15 protein-coding genes are annotated in these 17,273 nt (G+C 70.1%); 10 read left to right on the plus strand and 5 right to left on the minus strand.

The features are described 5' to 3' along the window. Positions 1–106 precede the first annotated feature (106 nt). On the minus strand, positions 107–1,525 hold the full coding sequence (locus tag ACGFNH_RS09630; RefSeq protein ID WP_393652490.1) for a cation:dicarboxylate symporter family transporter: 1,419 nt from the start codon (positions 1,523–1,525) through the stop codon (positions 107–109). A gap of 151 nt (positions 1,526–1,676) precedes the next feature. Between ACGFNH_RS09630 and ACGFNH_RS09635 the strand changes: the two genes are divergently transcribed. From ACGFNH_RS09635 to ACGFNH_RS09655, 5 genes are all read left to right on the plus strand, one after another. Beyond that, positions 1,677–3,311 (plus strand): ATP-binding protein, encoded by a 1,635-nt coding sequence (locus tag ACGFNH_RS09635; RefSeq protein WP_393652491.1) that lies wholly within the window; start codon positions 1,677–1,679, stop codon positions 3,309–3,311. Then, entirely contained in the window at positions 3,308–3,997 is a 690-nt protein-coding gene (locus ACGFNH_RS09640; protein WP_393652492.1) for a response regulator, read from the plus strand. The genes ACGFNH_RS09635 and ACGFNH_RS09640 overlap by 4 nt, the downstream gene beginning before the upstream one ends. 209 nt (positions 3,998–4,206) lie before the next feature. Next, positions 4,207–5,565, plus strand: a complete 1,359-nt coding sequence (locus tag ACGFNH_RS09645; protein WP_393652493.1) for an ABC transporter substrate-binding protein — start codon at positions 4,207–4,209, stop codon at positions 5,563–5,565. Then, on the plus strand, positions 5,565–6,491 hold the full coding sequence (locus tag ACGFNH_RS09650) for a carbohydrate ABC transporter permease (protein WP_393652494.1): 927 nt from the start codon (positions 5,565–5,567) through the stop codon (positions 6,489–6,491). Before ACGFNH_RS09645 ends, ACGFNH_RS09650 begins: the two co-directional genes overlap by 1 nt. A 3-nt stretch (positions 6,492–6,494) precedes the next feature. Then, positions 6,495–7,355 (plus strand): carbohydrate ABC transporter permease, encoded by an 861-nt coding sequence (locus ACGFNH_RS09655; RefSeq protein ID WP_393652495.1) that lies wholly within the window; start codon positions 6,495–6,497, stop codon positions 7,353–7,355. Between the two features lie 51 nt (positions 7,356–7,406). Here ACGFNH_RS09655 and ACGFNH_RS09660 read toward each other — a convergent pair whose 3' ends face one another. From ACGFNH_RS09660 to ACGFNH_RS09670, 3 genes are read right to left on the minus strand one after another with little or no spacing between them, the layout of a single operon-like run. After that, positions 7,407–7,898 (minus strand): hypothetical protein, encoded by a 492-nt coding sequence (locus tag ACGFNH_RS09660; RefSeq protein WP_393652496.1) that lies wholly within the window; start codon positions 7,896–7,898, stop codon positions 7,407–7,409. Further along, entirely contained in the window at positions 7,898–8,470 is a 573-nt protein-coding gene (locus ACGFNH_RS09665; RefSeq protein ID WP_393652497.1) for a PRC-barrel domain-containing protein, read from the minus strand. The genes ACGFNH_RS09660 and ACGFNH_RS09665 overlap by 1 nt, the downstream gene beginning before the upstream one ends. Further along, on the minus strand, positions 8,467–8,613 hold the full coding sequence (locus tag ACGFNH_RS09670) for a hypothetical protein (protein WP_393652498.1): 147 nt from the start codon (positions 8,611–8,613) through the stop codon (positions 8,467–8,469). Before ACGFNH_RS09670 ends, ACGFNH_RS09665 begins: the two co-directional genes overlap by 4 nt. Before the next feature lie 247 nt (positions 8,614–8,860). On the opposite strand from ACGFNH_RS09670, the gene ACGFNH_RS09675 reads away from it, so the two are divergent. Beyond that, the gene (locus tag ACGFNH_RS09675) at positions 8,861–9,952 is read left to right on the plus strand and encodes an aldose 1-epimerase family protein (protein WP_393652499.1); all 1,092 of its coding nucleotides are present in this window, start codon (positions 8,861–8,863) and stop codon (positions 9,950–9,952) included. A gap of 201 nt (positions 9,953–10,153) precedes the next feature. Further along, positions 10,154–10,789, plus strand: a complete 636-nt coding sequence (locus ACGFNH_RS09680; protein ID WP_393652500.1) for an XRE family transcriptional regulator — start codon at positions 10,154–10,156, stop codon at positions 10,787–10,789. Between the two features lie 238 nt (positions 10,790–11,027). Here the strand turns inward: ACGFNH_RS09680 and ACGFNH_RS09685 are convergent, their stop codons facing one another. Further along, positions 11,028–12,053, minus strand: a complete 1,026-nt coding sequence (locus ACGFNH_RS09685) for a 6-phosphofructokinase (RefSeq protein WP_393652501.1) — start codon at positions 12,051–12,053, stop codon at positions 11,028–11,030. Between the two features lie 271 nt (positions 12,054–12,324). On the opposite strand from ACGFNH_RS09685, the gene pta reads away from it, so the two are divergent. From pta to pyk, 3 genes are all read left to right on the plus strand, one after another. After that, positions 12,325–14,463, plus strand: coding sequence for a phosphate acetyltransferase (gene pta / locus ACGFNH_RS09690; protein WP_393652502.1), 2,139 nt, complete (start codon positions 12,325–12,327; stop codon positions 14,461–14,463). After that, positions 14,460–15,635, plus strand: coding sequence for an acetate kinase (locus ACGFNH_RS09695; protein WP_393652503.1), 1,176 nt, complete (start codon positions 14,460–14,462; stop codon positions 15,633–15,635). The genes pta and ACGFNH_RS09695 overlap by 4 nt, the downstream gene beginning before the upstream one ends. 62 nt (positions 15,636–15,697) lie before the next feature. After that, positions 15,698–17,116: a pyruvate kinase gene (pyk, locus tag ACGFNH_RS09700; protein WP_393652504.1), complete on the plus strand. Its 1,419-nt coding sequence runs from the start codon at positions 15,698–15,700 to the stop codon at positions 17,114–17,116. Positions 17,117–17,273 lie beyond the last annotated feature (157 nt).

A 17,273-nucleotide genomic window follows, 5' to 3' on the forward strand; every position in this document is an offset into this window, starting at 1 on the left:
TATCTACGAAGTCGCGAAAGCTTCAATATACGCAAAGAAATCCCCCGGCTGTCAATTCGCCGGGGGATTTCTTTTGGGTGGATGACCCGGAGGGGTGCGGCCCGCGTTATGCGGGGGCCTTCTCCTTGACGCCGTCCCCGGGCTGTCCCGGCACACCGTCGAGGGGGCCCCGGTCGCCGCCGCTCCCGCCGTGGCTGTCGTCGAGGAGCGTCCGCTCGTCGAACGGCACCCGTCCCGCGAGCACCTCGTTCACCCGGGCCTTGTCGATCTCCTTGGTCCAGGTGCCGACGAGGACGGTGGCCACCGCGTTGCCCGCGAAGTTCGTCAGCGCCCGGGCCTCGCTCATGAAGCGGTCGATGCCCACGATCAGGCCGACGCCGTCGAGGAGTTCGGGCCGGTGCGACTGCAGACCGCCGGCGAGTGTGGCCAGGCCCGCGCCGGTGACACCCGCTGCCCCCTTCGAGGCGATGATCATGAAGACGAGCAGCGAGATCTGCTGCCCCAGCGACAGCGGGTCCCCCATCGCCTCGGCGACGAAGAGCGAGGCCATGGTGAGGTAGATCGCGGTGCCGTCCAGGTTGAACGAGTAGCCGGTCGGCACGGTGATGCCGACGACCGGCTTGCTGACACCCAGGTGCTCCATCTTCGCGATGAGGCGCGGCAGCGCCGACTCGGACGAGGAGGTGGAGAGGATCAGCAGGAATTCCCGGGCCAGGTACTTCAGCAGCGCCAGGATGTTGACCCCGGCGACCACCCGCAGCAGCAGCCCCAGAACGACGAAGACGAACAGCAGGCAGGTGACGTAGAAGCCGATCATGATGATCGCGAGCGACTTGAGGGCGTCGAGGCCGGTCTCGCCGACCACGGCGGCGATGGCACCGAAGGCGCCGATCGGCGCGACCCACATGATCATCGCCAGCACGCGGAAGACCAGCCGCTGGATGTGCCCGATACCGCGGATGACCGGCTCACCGGCGGACCCCATGGCCTGGAGCGCGAAGCCGACGAGCAGGGCGACCAGCAGGGTCTGCAGCACCTCGCCGGTGGTGAAGGCGGAGACGAGCGTGGTCGGGATGATGCCGAGCAGGAATTCCGGGGTGGACGTGGCCGTGCCCTCGGCCTGCGCCTCGCCCGCGCTGCGTGCGGCCTCGGTGAGGTGCAGCCCGGAACCGGGCTCGAGGATGTTGCCGACCACCAGGCCGATCGCGAGCGCCACGGTGGACATGACCAGGAAGTAGCCGAGCGCGAGCCCGCCCACCGCACCGACCTTGGCGGCCTTCCGTACGGAGCCGACGCCCAGCACGATGGTGCAGAAGATGATGGGCGAGATCATCATCTTGATCAGGTTCACAAAACCGTCACCCAGGGGCTTCAGCTCGACCGCCACCCCGGGCGCGGCGAAGCCGACCACGATGCCGAGGAGCACTGCTCCGATCACGGCGAGGTAGAGGTAGTGGGTCCGGTCCCGCTTCTTGCTCCCGCCGGTCTTCACCGGCGGCTGGTGTGGCGGGGTTTGCGCAGCCACGGTTGTCTCCTTGTTCTGGCGCAGTACGTGCGGCTCACGTCCTGGACGTCCAGCTGAATATCCTCCACGCTGTGACTTGCGTCTCCCTTGCGTTCATTTCGTTCACGAACGGATCTCCGCACCGCGCCGGAGGCCAGGCAGACTGGCAGCCATGCGCAGTCCCCGTCCCCGCAGCCTGGCCGGCCAGCTCTTCGCGATGCAGGTCGTGCTGGTCGCTGCCGTGGTGGCCGGGTGCGCGGTCTTCGCGTACCTCACCGCCCGGCAGCAGGCCGAGGACGCGGCGGAGCGCCAGACGACCGCCGCGGCCCGCGCCATAGCCGACTCCCCCTCCGTCCGGACCGCGATCCACGGCGATGCCCCCTCCGCGGTGCTCCAGCCGTACGCCGAGAAGGTCCGCAAGGAGGCGGGCGTGGCATTCGTCACGATGATGGATCCGCAGGGGACGCGCTGGACCCACCCGGACCCCGAGCGGATCGGCGAGACGTTCCTCGGCCACCGGGCCGAGGCACTGCGCGGCCGCACCTTCACCGAGACCTACACCGGCACGCTCGGCCCGTCCGTCCGCGTGGTCACCCCGATACGGGACGGCGCGAACGGGGACGGGCGGATCATCGGGCTGGTGAGCGCCGGCATCACCGTCGAGCGGATCAGCGCCCAGGTGGAGCGGCAGCTGGCCGGTCTGCTGCCGGTCGCGGCCGGAGCGGTGATATTGGGAGGTATCGGGACGTATGTGGTGAATGCCCGGCTACGTCGTCATACCCACGGGATGAACGCGACCGAGCTGAGCCGTATGCACGACTACCACCAGGCCGCACTGCACGCGGTGCGCGAAGGGCTGCTGATGCTGGACGGGCAGCGGCGGATCGCCCTGATCAACGACGCCGGGCGGGAACTGCTCGGCGTCGGTGCGGACGTGGTCGGACGGAACGTCGCCGAACTGGGCCTGCCCGCCCCGCTCACCGGCGCGCTGCTGGCCACCGAGGAGCGGGTGGATGAGGTCCACATGACCACCGACCGGATCGTGGTGGTCAACACCTCACCCGTCTCCAGCGGCGAGAAGCGCGGCACCGTCGTGACCCTGCGGGACCACACCGAGTTGCAGGCGCTCTCCGGAGAACTGGACTCGGTGCGTGGCGTCACCGAGGCCCTGCGCTCCCAGGCGCACGAGGCCGCCAACCGACTGCACGCGGTCGTCTCGCTGATCGAGCTGGGACGGGCGGACGAGGCCGTGGAGTTCGCGACGGCCGAACTCGAACTCGCCCAGGCCCTCACCGACACCGTGGTGGGAGCCGTGGCCGAGCCGGTGCTCGCCGCGCTGCTCCTCGGCAAAGCGGCCCAGGCGAACGAGCGCGGGGTGGAGCTCGAACTCACCCCGGACAGCAGCATCCACGACGGCGTGCTCCCCGACACCGTGCCGGCGCGCGACCTCGTCACGGTCCTCGGCAATCTCCTCGACAACGCCGTGGACGCGGCCACCGAGGGCCGGGCGGGCCGCCGCGCCAAGGTCACCGTCACGGCCCGCGCCGAGGACGGCGAACTGCTCTTCCGGGTCGCGGACACCGGGCCCGGCGTGGACGCCACCGAGATGGACGAGATCTTCCGGCGCGGCTGGAGCACCAAGGCCCCCTCGGCGAAGGCCGGGCTGGGCCCCGGCCGCGGCCTGGGCCTGGCCCTCGTCCGCCAGGCCGTCCGCCGCAACGCCGGCACCATCACGCTCGGCCGGTCGGCCGACGGCGGCGCCGAGTTCACCGTCCGGCTGCCGCTGCCCGCGCAGGTGCGCGCATGACCGGCCGCCCGGCGATCCGCGTCCTGGTCGTCGAGGACGACCCGGTCGCCGCCGACGCGCACGCGCTCTACGTCGGACGGGTGCCGGGCTTCGCCGTCGCCGGGAGCGTGCACTCCGGCACCGAGGCGCAGCGCCATCTCGAGCGCGAACCGGTGGATCTGCTGCTGCTCGACCTCTATCTGCCGGACGGCCACGGGCTCCAGCTCGTACGGTCGTTGCGCGCGGCCGGGCACACCGCCGATGTGATCGCGGTGACCTCGGCGCGCGACCTGACGGTCGTCCGGGAGGGCGTTTCGCTCGGCGTCGTGCAGTACGTACTGAAGCCGTTCACCTTCGCGACCCTGCGCGACCGGCTCGTCCGCTACGCCGAGTTCCGCGCGACTGCCGGTGAGGCGAGCGGCCAGGACGAGGTGGACCGCGCGCTCGCCGCGCTGCGCGCGCCCCAGCCGGCCGCGCTACCGAAGGGGTTGAGCGGTCCCACGCTGGAGGCGGTCACGCGCGTCCTGCGCGACTCGGGAACGCAGGGCGTCACCGCGAACGCGGCGGGCGAGGCGGTGGGCATCTCGCGAATCACCGCCCGGCGGTATCTGGAGCACCTGGTGGACGCGGCCCGCGCCGAACGCAGCCCGCAGTACGGGCAGGTGGGGCGGCCGGAGCTCTGCTACCGCTGGCTCAGCCCCCGTTGAGGGACGCCGGAACCGGAGGGCGGCTGAGACCCGTACATCCGGTCGAGGACGAACGGCATCACCGCATCGCCCGCCCACCGTTCCGCCGGGATGGCGAATAACAACGTTGTCACGGTTCTGACGAGGCGATATCCGGGGGCATTGACCGCCCGTTCAGCCGCTCGTACGGTCACCCAGCAGCCCGCCAGGTGCTCTCAGGAGGTCGTGCCGTGCGCCCCACAGCTCCTCTGCTCACCCTCTCCGCCGTCCTCGCCGCCTCCGCCCTCACCGCCTGCGGTGGCGGTTCGGGCAGCGATCCCGACACCGTGAAGGTCGCCTACAACCGCAGCACCGACAACAAGATCCGGTTCAAGGACAACCTGCTGGCCTCGGTGAAGAAGCAGTTCGAGAAGGCCAACCCCGGCAAGAAGGTGGAGCTCGTCCCCATCCAGGCGCCGGACAACGACTACGCCACCAAGGTCCAGCAGATGATGCGCTCCCCCAAGACCGCGCCGGACCTGGTCTACGAGGACACCTTCCGCATCAACTCCGACATCAAGGCCGGCTATCTCCGGCCGCTGGACGACTACTTGGGGTCCTGGGCCACCTGGGACAGATTCGTCGACACGGCGAAGACGGCGGCCAAGGCGGAGGACGGCAAGACGTACGGCGTCCCGGACGGCACGGACACCCGCGGCCTGTGGTTCAACAAGGACATCTTCGCCAAGGCCGGGCTCTCCGAGAACTGGCAGCCGAAGAACTGGGCCGAGATCCTCGACGCCGCCCGCACCATCAAGAAGAAGGTCCCCGGCGTCGTCCCGCTGAACGTCTACACCGGAAAGGCCCCCGGCGAAGTCGCCGCCATGCAGGGCTTCGAGATGCTGCTCTACGGCACGGGCGAGGACCCGCTCTACGACCCGAAGGCGAAGAAGTGGGTCACCGGCGGCCAGGGCTTCGAGGACTCCCTGGAGTTCGTACGCACCGTCTACGCCGAGAAGCTCGGCCCCGACCCGTCCGACGCCCTCGACCCCAACATCAACACCCATGTGGCCACCGAGCTTCTGCCCGAGGGCAAGCTCGCGATCAACCTCGACGGTTCCTGGATCGGCCAGCAGTGGCTGAAGTCCGGCGGGAAGCCGTGGCCCGAGTGGCCCGATGTGCTCCGCCAGGCGCCGATGCCGACCCAGAAGGGCCAGGCACCCGGAAAGGTCAGCATGTCGGGCGGCTGGACCTGGGCCATCCCCGCGAAGTCCGACAACCCGGATCTCGCCTGGAAGTTCGTCGAGCAGCTCCAGACGAAGGAGAACGCGGTCGAGTGGGACGTGGTCAACGCGCAGATCGCGGTCCGCGAGGACGTCGCCGCCGACCCGGAGTACAAGAAGTCCATGCCGGGCATCGAGTTCTTCACCGGGCTGGTGGAGCACACCCACTACCGGCCGGCGCTCCCCGTCTATCCGCAGGTCTCCAGCGCCATCGGCGAGGCGATGGAGTCCGTCACCACCGGTGACGCCTCGGCCGCCAAGGCCGCGCGGTCCTACGACGACCAGCTGAAGTCCGTCACCGACGGCGCCGTGGTGAACAAGCCCTGATGACCACCGCGACCGCGCCGCCCGCGAAGGCGGCGCCTCCCGAACGGCGCGCGGGCCGACCGCGCCCCCGCGCCCGCGGCACGCTGCGCCGGCTGCCGCTCGTCCCCGCGACTCTCCTGCTGCTGCTCTTCCTCGGCGGGCCGATCGGCTACTGCGTCTGGATCGCCTTCACCGACATGCAGCTGACCGGCTCGTCGTCCGCCGACTTCGTCGGGCTGGACAACTTCCGGCGGGCCTTCGCCGACGACGACTTCCGCAACGCGGTCGTCCTGACCCTCGTCTTCACCGTCATCTCCTCGATCCTCGGCCAGAACACGCTGGGGCTGGCGCTCGCCGGACTGCTCCGGCGCGCCTCGAAGCCGGTGCGCACCCTCACCGGCGCGATCGTCATCACCGCCTGGGTGCTGCCCGAGATCGTGGCGGGCTTTCTGCTCTACGCCTTCTTCCGCCGCGAGGGAACGCTCAACGCGATCCTCGACCACCTCCATCTCCCCTCCCAGAACTGGCTGTTCACCCTCCCCATCCTCGCGGTCTCGTTCGCCAACGTCTGGCGCGGGACCGCGTTCTCGATGCTCGTCTACTCCGCCGCCCTCTCCGAGATCCCGAAGGAGATCACCGAGGCGGCGGAGGTCGACGGGGCGCGCGGACACCGGCGCCTGTGGCACATCACCCTGCCGATGATCCGCCGCTCCATCGGCACCAACCTCATGCTCAACACCCTCCAGACGCTCTCGGTCTTCGGCCTCATCTGGGCCATGACGCGGGGCGGCCCGGGCAACCGCAGCCAGACACTGCCGGTGTTCATGTACGACCAGGCGTTCCTGAAGAGCCTGATCGGCTACGGCACGGCGGTGGCGCTGCTCCTCCTGCTGGTCGGAGCGCTGTTCTCGGTGCTCTATCTGCGCCTGCTGCGTACGGAGGTGTGACCGGTGACCTCGCCCCCGCGCCCGCCCCGCACGACGGCCCTCTCGCGCCGCACCCGCCGCCGCCTGGCCGCCGACGCCGCGCTCCTCGTCCTCGCGTTCGCCTTCGCCGTACCGCTGACGTGGCTGCTGCTGGCCTCGGTGGACGCCGACGCCACCCTGCGCGTACGGCCGCCCGGGTCCCCGACGCTGGACAACTTCTCCGCGGTGATGACGGACGACATCACCTTCACGCCGATGCTCAACAGCCTGCTGCTGTGCGGCGGTGCCACGGCCCTGACGGTGGCCTGCGCGGCCCTCGCGGCGTATCCGCTGTCCCGCTTCCGGTCGCGGCTGAACCGGCCGTATCTGCTGACGGTCCTGTTCACGACCTGTCTGCCGATCACCGCGGTGATGGTCCCGGTCTACGGTCTGTTCGTCCAGGTCGATCTGATCGACACCATGCACGGCACCGCGTTCTTCCTGGCCACCTCGCAACTGCCGTTCGCCATCTGGCTGATGAAGAACTTCATGGACGGCGTCCCGATGGTGCTGGAGGAGGCTGCCTGGACGGACGGGGCCTCCGCCCTGCAGACATTGCTCCGGGTCGTGCTGCCGCTGATGGGCCCGGGCGTGACCGTGGTGACGATCTACAGCTTCATCATGATGTGGGGGAACTTCTTCGTCCCCTTCATGCTGCTGCTGACGCCCGATCAACTCCCTGCGTCCGTCTCCATCTTCACGTTCTTCGGCAATTACGGGTCCATCGTCTACGGCCAGCTGGCCGCCTTCTCCATCCTCTACTCGACCCCGGTGGTGCTGCTGTACGTGCTGATCTCGGGGCGGCTCGGCGGCGGGTTCACGCTCGGCGGCGCGGTCAAGGGCTGAAGCCCGGTCCCACGTCGGCTGCGGCGGTCAGGACGGCTTGCCCGAGGACGGCTAGCCCGAGGAGGACGGGGTGCTCGATGCGGCGGTGCTCGATCCCGCAGGCGTGAGGTCGGCGCGGACCACCACGGCGTAGCCGCCGTTGCCGATCAGTGCCCTGCCCTCCAGGTCACCGGCCGTGGTGTGCAGGGTCAGGACCGCGCCGCTCTCGGGATCGAAGTCCACATCCGTGAGCGAGCCGAGTTCGTCACCGCGGTCGGTGAGGACGCGCTTCTGCGGCAGATCGCGGTTCTTGTCCGCGAGTTCCGCGAGGCCGCCCTCGGCGGTCTCCAGTACCTCCGGGTCGTCCACCATCACGGCGTCGGAGCCGATCGCTCGGGCGCGCGCCAGGGTGAGGATGTTCCGCTTGGAGTCCTTGGTCTTGTGCAGGCGGAGCGCCACGACACGGGCCAGGGCCGGGTCGACGACGCAGGCGTCCACGACACCGACCGTGCTCGCGTCGGCGACGCTCACCACGGGCCGGTCCTCGGTCTGGCTGAACAGCATCAGGCCTCCGATGAGGGTGAGCGGTCCCGGTACGCCCTGACCCGCTCCTCGAAGGTGGCGAGGTCCTCGGCTACGTACTCGGTCACCGTGGCGGGGACGACCAGGGCTTCGCCGGAGACCGCGATGGTCTCGGCGCGCGGCAGGAAGACCGTGCGGGCGCGGCGGCCGAGCGCCTCGGTCGGGGCGATCTCGTAGCCGACGACATCGGCGCCCGCATCGGGGTCGACGACGACGTCGACGATTTTGCCGATGTCGGTGCCGGCGTCGGTGAGGACGCGGGACGCCAGGACGTCCCCGCCCCGGGCCTCGCCCTTCTCCACCACGTCCGTACGGCCCTCCAGCACGTCCTCGTTCGCGATCATGAGGGCGTCGCGGCCCAGCGCGCGTACCGCCGTCCAGGGCAGACTCTGCTTCATCGGCCCGGAGAACCACTTGCGCCCGCTGAGGGTGAACCCCACGACGCGACCGCCCGCGCCGTCGAACACGACGTCCTTGACCTGGCCGACCGCGTCTCCGCCGAGCGTGACCACCGGACGCTTGGTGATCTCCGTCGCGAGCATCAGACCGGTCACTTCAGGCCACCCGTCCGGCCGCGTCCGCGCCGCTTCACGGCGATGACTCCGCCACTGCGGCGGCGGGCCTGGACCCCCATGATCGTCAGCGCCAGGACGCCGACGACCACCGCAATGACGACGATCCACACCCACCAGTCCATCGCGCACCTCTTCGCATCGGTCCACGTCGGTCCACGTCGGTCACGCCGAGCCGTGCACCGCCCGCCCGGCCGGTACTCCCAGGATCGGTCACTCTCCGCATGCTGTCCACGCGTGTCGTGATCACGCCTGCCCACGGACGCGTCAAGATCGATCCGGAAAGAGGCCGGGCCATCGGCACCACCGGCGGAAATGCGACGGGAAACCGCGGCGGCAGCGCCCTGCGGAAAAGGCGAAGGAGCGGGTGGAATGACTCTGCACCATGACGGCACGGAATCCGCGCAGCCCGGCAGGCGCGGTGTTCTCACAGCGGGAATCGGCACCGGTCTGGCACTGCTGGGCACCGGCACCGGCGCCGCGCACGCGGCGACACGAACAGTGCCGTCGGAAAGAAGAACATCGCCCTCGTCCCTGTCGGGCGAGAGTTACGAGATCTCCCGCGGAGAACAGCGCCTCATCGTCACCGAATTGGGCGCGGGCCTGAGGTCGTACACGGTGAAGGGGCATCAACTGCTCGACACCTTCAGCCCCGATTCCTATCCGACCGGGGCCTCGTACGGTCAGGTGCTCATTCCGTGGCCGAACCGGATCGACCACGGCACCTACACCTTCGACGGCACCGAGCAGGTGCTGCCCTGGAGTGAGCCCGCGCAGGCCAACGCCATCCACGGGCTGACCCGGTGGATGAACTGGGAGGTCGTGGAGCGCAGCACGTCCCGGCTGGTCATGGGGCTCACCCTGCACGCGCAGCCGGGCTATCCGTTCGTCCTGCGCCTGCGGCAGACCTACGAACTCACCGAGCACGGACTGCTCGTCACCAACGCCGCGCGCAACACCGGCGCCGACAGGGTCCCGTACGGCGTGGGCGCCCACCCGTATTTCACGCTGGGCACCGAGTACATCGACGACATCGTGCTCACACTTCCGGCCCGGAAGTGGTTCCGCACCGACGACCGAGGAATTCCCCTTCCGCCGCCCGTCCCCGTCGCCGGGACCTCATTCGACTTTCTGCGGCCGCGACGGCTGAGGGACACGGTTCTCGACACCGGATTCGCCGAACTCGTCCGGAACGGCGACGGATTGGCCGTGGTGCGGATGACCTCGCCCGAAAGCCCCGTCTCGCTGGAGGTGTGGCAGGACCGGCAGCACGAATTCCTTCAGGTGTACACGGGCGACACCCTGCCCGATCCCGACGGCCGCCGGCGCGGACTGGCCATCGAGCCGTATTCCTGCGCCGCGAATGCGTTCAACAACGGCTACGGGCTCAAAGTCCTTCCGCCCGGCGGCGAATTCCGCGCCCAGTGGGGTGTGCGTCCCGTCGTCCGGGGACGGCGCCGCTGAACACGGGCGGTGGGGCGGGCGAGCCTGTCACCGGTTGACATCTCGGTGCGATTGCACAAGTCGTGAGCTTCTGTGGACGAACCGTAGTAGTTACTCGCCAGTAGCCCCTAGCCTTTCGGCGTGCGTTCGTTCCCCCCACCCGACGCCCACAAACCCCCCTTTGACGCAACTACCGCACGCCGGTTGCGAGAAGGGCTGGGGATGGGCCATGCCCAGGTCGCCTACGGAATCTGGGCCTCCTACGGACTGCAGGTCAGTCCGGCGATGGTGGCTGCCTGGGAGCTCGGCGACGATTCACCGACCGAAGCCGAGCTCACCGCGCTGGCCGGAGCTCTCTGGTGCTCACCCGGCGATCTGCTGGGCTCACCGAGCACCCTGCGGGAGCACCGGCTGGCGCGCGGTTTAGCCGCCTCCGATCTGGCGCTGCACATCGGCATGGACCCGGCCGCGTACGAACTGGTCGAGCAGACGGGCAACTGGACCGGCAACGACCGGCAGGCCACGGCGCTCGCCGAGACCCTGGCGCTCCCGCTGCCCGCGTTCATCGAGTTCACCGGGCGCGCGGACGCCCTGACCGACCTGCTGCGCAACGCGGTCACCACGCGCTGGCAGGCGTACGTGAAACCCCTGACGAAGATGCTGCCGCTCCCCAAGCAGCGGCTCGGTGACGTCCTGCACCAGTTGCACTCCGACTACCAGACGCGGATGGTCGGCACGCTCAACTGGGGCGTGGGCACGACGTCGACGGCTTCCGGGGACGCGGGGAAGGCCTTCCTCGACGAGGTGCTGGAGCTCTTCTGGTCCCTGCTGTACGCGCAGGAGCGCGAGAGCCGGTAGCACCGGCGTCCGAGGTGGACCGGCGGAGGCTCGCCCGCCGGTCCGCGGGCAGCGGAGGCGCGTCGCCGGAGAGCCTCGGCGCCGGACAGCAGACACCGGACATCAGACACCGGACATCAGGCGTCAGGCGTCAGGCGTCAGGCGGCGGACACCGGGCAAGCCGGCTTCGGCGTGGACCCCTGCTGCTTCTTCCTCCGCACGACGATGTCCGTGAAGTACGCGCAGGGCTTCATCGCCGTCAGAAGACCGACTCCGCCTCGCGCATACGGAACTCGGGGACGGTCTTCAGCTCCGTGACGGCGTGCGCCAGCGGCACCATACGGATGTCCGTACCGCTCAGCGCGGTCATCCCGCCGAACTCGCCGCGGTGCGCGGCCTCGACGGCGTGCCAGCCGAAGCGGTTGGCCAGCACACGGTCGTGCGCCGTCGGCGTCCCGCCGCGCTGCACATGTCCGAGAATGACCGGCCGGGCCTCCGTGCCGAGCCGGCGCTCCAGCTCGGCCGCCAGCCGGTTGCCGATCCCGGCGAAGCGCTCGTGGCCGTACTGGTCGATCGCGCCCCGCTCGTACGGCATCGAGCCCTCGGCCGGGTGCGCGCCCTCGGCGACGCAGATCACGGCGAACTTCTTGCCGCGCGCGAAGCGCTCCTCCACCATCTTGCAGAGGTCGTCGACGTTGAACTGCCGCTCCGGCAGGCAGATTCCGTGCGCGCCGCCCGCCATGCCGGACTCCAGCGCGATCCAGCCCGCGTGCCGCCCCATGACCTCGACGACCATGACGCGCTGATGGGACTCGGCGGTCGTCTTCAGCCGGTCGATGGCCTCGGTGGCGACGGTGACGGCGGTGTCGAAGCCGAAGGTGCGGTCCGTGGAGGAGATGTCGTTGTCGATCGTCTTGGGGACGCCGACGACCGGCATGCCGGCCTCGGAGAGCATCCGGGCCGCCGTGAGCGTGCCCTCGCCGCCGATCGGGATCAGCACGTCGAGGCCGAGCTCGCGGCACAGTTCCTCGGCGTTGTCGGTGGCCTCGCTCAGTCGCGCACGCTCCAGCCGTGCGGAGCCGAGGATGGTGCCGCCGCGGGCGAGAATGCCGCTGACGGCCTCGAGGTCGAGGGTGCGGTACCGGCGGTCGAGCAGACCCTTGAAGCCGTCCTCGAATCCGATGACCTCGTCGCCGTACGCGGCCAGGGCGCGGTGCACGACCGACCGGATCACGGCGTTCAGGCCGGGGCAGTCGCCGCCCGCGGTGAGGACTCCGATGCGCATCGGCTCGACTCTCCTGCTCGGTACTCGGTGGCCGGGTGGTCGTACACATCGACCAGTTCGATTGTTTCACGTCGGGCGGACCGCTGTTCCGCCTCGCGCGGACCACCCGCGCCGACCGTGTCCACCCGGTCCCGGAGGCCCGTATGCCCCGCGACTACCCCCTCCACCCGGGCCCCGGCTCTACTCATCCCTGCAGGTATTGTCAAGAGGGTAAGCCCACTCTGTCGGCTGCATGTGAGCCGATCCGGCGTTCGAAGATCGGAGAGCACGCGTGACGAGCAGCGTGTACGTGACCGGGATCGACCGCGGCGACGGCCGCCAGGTCGTCGAGCTGGGAGTCATGGAGCTCCTGACCCGTCATGTGGACCGGGTAGGGGTCTTCCGCCCGCTCGTCCACGACGGTCCCGACCGGCTCTTCGAGCTGCTGCGGGCCCGCTACCGCCTGAGCCAGCCCGCCGAGAGCGTGTACGGGATCGACTACCACACGGCGGCCCGGCTGCAGGCGGAGCGGGGCACCGACGAGCTGGTCTCCCAACTCGTCGCCCGTTTCCACGAGGTGGCCCGCAGCTACGAGTTCGTGCTCGTCCTCGGCACCGACTACGCGGGCACCAACCTCCCGGCCGAGCTGAATCTGAACGCCCGGCTGGCGAACGAGTTCGGCGCTTCGGTGATCCCCGTCGTCGGCGGCCAGGACCAGGACGCCGTCTCCGTGCGCGCCGAGGTCCACAACGCGTACGCCGCGCTCGACTCCCTCGGCTGCGACATCACCGCGATGATCGTCAACCGGGTCGCGCGCGCGGACCACGAGGAGGTCGCCGCACGCCTGACGGACCGGCTGCCCGTCCCCTGCTACACCCTCCCCGAGCACGACTCCCTCTCCGCTCCCACCGTGCAGCAGATCGTGCACGCCCTGGACGCCGAGGTGCTGCTCGGCGACGCCGCCGGACTCGCCCGCGACGTGCGGGACTTCGTCTTCGGCGGCGCGATGCTGCCGACGTTCCTGCGCGCGCTGACCGAGGGCTGCATGGTGATCACCCCGGGCGACCGGGCCGACCTGATCGTGGGTGCCCTCGCCGCCCACAGCGCCGGCGCCCCGCCCATCGGTGGCGTGCTGCTCACCCTCGACGAGCGGCCGGGTCCGGACATCATGGCGCTGGCCTCGCGGCTCGCCCCCGGTACACCGGTGCTCTCGGTGCCGGGCCAGAGCTTCCCGACCGCGGGCGAGCTGTCCCGGATCGAGGGCAAGCTCAACGCCGCGTCCCCGCGCAAGGCCGAGACCGCCCTCGGGCTCTTCGAACGGCACGTGGACACGGCCGCGTTGACGCACCGGATATCCCTGGCCCGCTCCAGCCGCGTCACGCCGATGATGTTCGAGCACGAGCTGATCGAGCGCTCCCGGTCCCGGCGCCGTCGCGTCGTGCTCCCCGAGGGCACCGAGGAGCGGGTGCTGCGCGCCGCGGACGTGCTGCTGCGCCGCGACGTCTGCGACCTCACCCTGCTCGGCGACGAGGACCTGATCCGCAAGCGCGCGGCCGAGCTGGGCATCGACGTCTCCGGCGCCCACCTCATCGACCCGCAGACCTCGGCGCTGCGGGAACGGTTCGCCGAGCTGTACGCCACGATCCGGGCCCACAGGGGCATCGGGTACGAGCTGGCGTACGACATCGTCGCCGACGTCTCGTACTTCGGCACGCTGATGGTCCAGGAGGGCCTGGCCGACGGGATGGTCTCGGGCGCGGTCCACTCCACCGCCGCCACCATCCGTCCCGCCTTCGAGGTGATCAAGACCGCGCCGGGCGCCCAGATCGTCTCCTCCGTCTTCTTCATGTGCCTGGCCGACCGGGTGCTCGTCTACGGCGACTGCGCGGTCAACCCCGACCCGGACGCCGAGCAGCTCGCCGACATCGCCATCCAGTCGGCCGCCACCGCGGCCCAGTTCGGGGTCGAGCCGCGGATCGCGATGCTGTCGTACTCCACGGGCACCTCCGGCTCGGGCGTGGACGTCGACAAGGTGCGCAAGGCCACCGAGATCGTCCGCGAGCGACGCCCGGACCTGGCAGTGGACGGGCCGATCCAGTACGACGCGGCGGTGGACGCCGCCGTGGCCGCGACGAAGCTGCCGGACTCCGAGGTCGCGGGCAAGGCGACCGTGCTGATCTTCCCGGACCTCAACACCGGCAACAACACGTACAAGGCGGTGCAGCGCTCGGCCGGTGCCGTGGCGGTCGGCCCGGTCCTCCAGGGTCTGCGCAAGCCGGTCAACGACCTCTCCCGCGGCGCCCTCGTCCAGGACATCGTCAACACCGTCGCCATCACCGCCATCCAGGCCCAGGGCGAGCGGCCGGGTACGGCCGCTCCCTCGTCGACGTCCACGTCCACGTCCACGTCACAGAATGCGGAGACCGCGTGAGCGCCAGTCGCGTACTCGTCCTCAACTCCGGCTCCTCGTCGGTGAAGTACCAGCTCCTGGAGATGGCGGACGGCAGCGGCGAGCGGCTCGCCTCCGGCATCGTGGAGCGCATCGGCGAAGGCGATGTGGCCGACCACACGGCCGCGTTGAAGCGGGTCGCCGCCGAACTGGCCGCGCAGGGACTCGGCCTGGACTCCCCGGCGCTCGCCGCGGTGGGCCACCGGGTGGTGCACGGCGGCACCCGGTTCACCGAGCCCACCCTGATCGACGACGGCGTCGTGGCGGCCGTCGAGGAGCTGGTCCCGCTCGCGCCGCTGCACAACCCGGCGAACATCACCGGCATCAAAGTCGCCCGCGAGCTGCGCCCCGACCTTCCGCAGGTTGCCGTCTTCGACACCGCCTTCCACTCCACGATCCCGGAGGCCGCGGCCCGGTACGCCATCGACACCGCCACCGCCGACGCGCACGGCGTGCGCCGTTACGGCTTCCACGGCACCTCGCACGCGTACGTCTCGCGGGCGGCCGCGAAGCTGCTGCGCAAGGACGTCGCCGACACCAACGCGATCGTGCTGCACCTGGGCAACGGCGCCAGCGCCTCGGCCGTACGGGGCGGGGTGTGCGTGGACACCTCGATGGGGCTGACCCCGCTGGAGGGCCTGGTCATGGGCACCCGCTCCGGCGACATCGACCCGGCGGTGATCTTCCACCTGTCCCGGGTCGCGGGAATGTCCACGGACGAGACCGACACGCTGCTGAACAAGCGCAGCGGGCTGCTCGGTCTGTGCGGCGACAACGACATGCGGGAGATCGGCCGGAGGATGGGCGAGGGCGACGAACGGGCGCGGCTCGCCTTCGACGTCTACATCCACCGGCTGCGGAAGTATGTGGGCGCGTACTTCGCGGTACTCGGGAGGGTGGACGTCATCGCGTTCACCGCGGGAGTGGGCGAGAATTCCGCGGCCGTACGCGAGGCGGCCATGCGCGGGCTGGAAGGTCTGGGCATCGAGGTGGACGCGGTGCTCAATGCCGTACGAGCCTCCTCCGGGGGCACTCCCGGCGGCGGCCGGGGGAGGCTGATCTCGGCCGAGACGAGCCGGGTGGCGGTCGCCGTGGTGCCCACTGACGAGGAACTGGAGATCGCCACAGAGACATACGCCCTGGTCAGCGCCTAGCTCTCGGATGTAGCTACAGCACCAATATTCCGCTCGTAAACAAAACCGATAGGATCGCCCTCATGCGCCGTTCCAAAATCGTCTGCACCCTGGGCCCTGCCGTCGACTCCTACGACCAGCTGAAGTCGCTGATCGAGGCCGGCATGAACGTGGCCCGATTCAACATGAGCCACGGTTCCCACCCGGAGCACGAGGAGCGTTATCACCGCGTCCGCAAGGTGTCGGAGGAGACCGGCCGCCCCGTCGGCGTCCTCGTCGACCTGCAGGGCCCGAAGATCCGTCTGGAGACCTTCGCCGAGGGCCCGGTCGAGCTGGTGCGCGGTGACGAGTTCATCATCACCACCGAGGACGTGCCGGGCGACCGGACCATCTGCGGCACCACGTACAAGGGCCTGCCCGGTGACGTCTCCAAGGGCGAGACGATCCTCATCAACGACGGCGCGGTGGCGCTCCAGGTCGTGGAGGTCGAGGGCCCGCGGGTGCGCACGATCGTCATCGAGGGCGGCGTCGTCTCCGACCACAAGGGCATCAACCTGCCGGGGGTCTCGGTCAACGTCCCGGCGCTGTCGGAGAAGGACATCGAGGACCTGCGCTTCGGCCTCGCGCTGGGCTGCGACATGGTGGCGCTGTCCTTCGTACGGGACGCGGGCGACGTCCGTGACGTCCACCGGATCATGGACGAGGTGGGCCACCGCGTCCCGGTCATCGCCAAGGTCGAGAAGCCGCAGGCCGTGGACAACATGGAAGAGGTCGTGCTGGCCTTCGACGGCGTCATGGTCGCGCGCGGCGACCTGGCCGTGGAGTACCCGCTCGAGAAGGTCCCGATGGTGCAGAAGCGGCTCATCGAGATGTGCCGCAGGAACGCCAAGCCCGTGATCGTGGCGACCCAGATGATGGAGTCGATGATCAACTCGTCGCGGCCGACCCGCGCCGAGGCGTCCGACGTGGCGAACGCGATCCTGGACGGCACCGACGCGGTGATGCTGTCCGCCGAATCCTCGGTCGGCAAGTACCCCATCGAGACGGTCAAGACGATGTCGCGGATCGTGGAGGCGGCCGAGGAGGAGCTGCTCTCCCGCGGGCTGCAGCCGCTGGTGCCCGGCAAGAAGCCGCGTACGCAGGGTGGTTCCGTCGCCCGTGCGGCCGCCGAGATCGCCGACTTCCTGGGCGCGAAGTCACTGGTGGCCTTCACCAAGTCCGGTGACACCGCCCGCCGGCTGTGCCGCTACCGGGCGCAGCAGCCGATCCTGGCCTTCACCACGGACGTCGCCACCCGCAACCAACTCACGCTGAGCTGGGGCGTGGAGTCCTACATCGCGCCGTACGTGGAGAACACGGACGCGATGGTGGAGCTGGTCGACGCCGAGCTGCTGAAGCTCGGCCGCTACTCCGAGGGCGACACCATGATCATCACCGCGGGCTCGCCCCCCGGTGTCCCGGGCACCACCAACATGGTGCGGGTGCACCACCTGGGCGGCTGAGGCCGGCCACGCGGAAGGGGGGGGGGGGGGGGGGGGGGGGGGGCGCCCGCCCCGGCCGGGGGGGGGGGGGGGGGGGTTGGGGGGGGGGGGGGGGGGGGGGGGGGGGCCGGGCGCGGAACCAAAAAAAAAAAATGAAAAGAAGGACTCCCCCACCCCC

Origin of the sequence: Streptomyces sp. NPDC048639, from assembly GCF_043199075.1 — a bacterium.
Taxonomy (GTDB): Bacteria; Actinomycetota; Actinomycetes; order Streptomycetales; family Streptomycetaceae; genus Streptomyces.

Coding starts and splice junctions, on each gene's coding strand:
- ACGFNH_RS09650 (WP_393652494.1), top strand. CDS start 5,565: ATGACCACCGCGACCGCGCCGCCCGCGAAGGCGGCGCCTCCCGAACGG.
- ACGFNH_RS09660 (WP_393652496.1), bottom strand. CDS start 7,898: ATGCTGTTCAGCCAGACCGAGGACCGGCCCGTGGTGAGCGTCGCCGAC.
- ACGFNH_RS09680 (WP_393652500.1), top strand. CDS start 10,154: ATGGGCCATGCCCAGGTCGCCTACGGAATCTGGGCCTCCTACGGACTG.
- ACGFNH_RS09635 (WP_393652491.1), top strand. CDS start 1,677: ATGCGCAGTCCCCGTCCCCGCAGCCTGGCCGGCCAGCTCTTCGCGATG.
- ACGFNH_RS09670 (WP_393652498.1), bottom strand. CDS start 8,613: ATGGACTGGTGGGTGTGGATCGTCGTCATTGCGGTGGTCGTCGGCGTC.
- pyk (WP_393652504.1), top strand. CDS start 15,698: ATGCGCCGTTCCAAAATCGTCTGCACCCTGGGCCCTGCCGTCGACTCC.
- ACGFNH_RS09675 (WP_393652499.1), top strand. CDS start 8,861: ATGACTCTGCACCATGACGGCACGGAATCCGCGCAGCCCGGCAGGCGC.
- ACGFNH_RS09640 (WP_393652492.1), top strand. CDS start 3,308: ATGACCGGCCGCCCGGCGATCCGCGTCCTGGTCGTCGAGGACGACCCG.
- ACGFNH_RS09685 (WP_393652501.1), bottom strand. CDS start 12,053: ATGCGCATCGGAGTCCTCACCGCGGGCGGCGACTGCCCCGGCCTGAAC.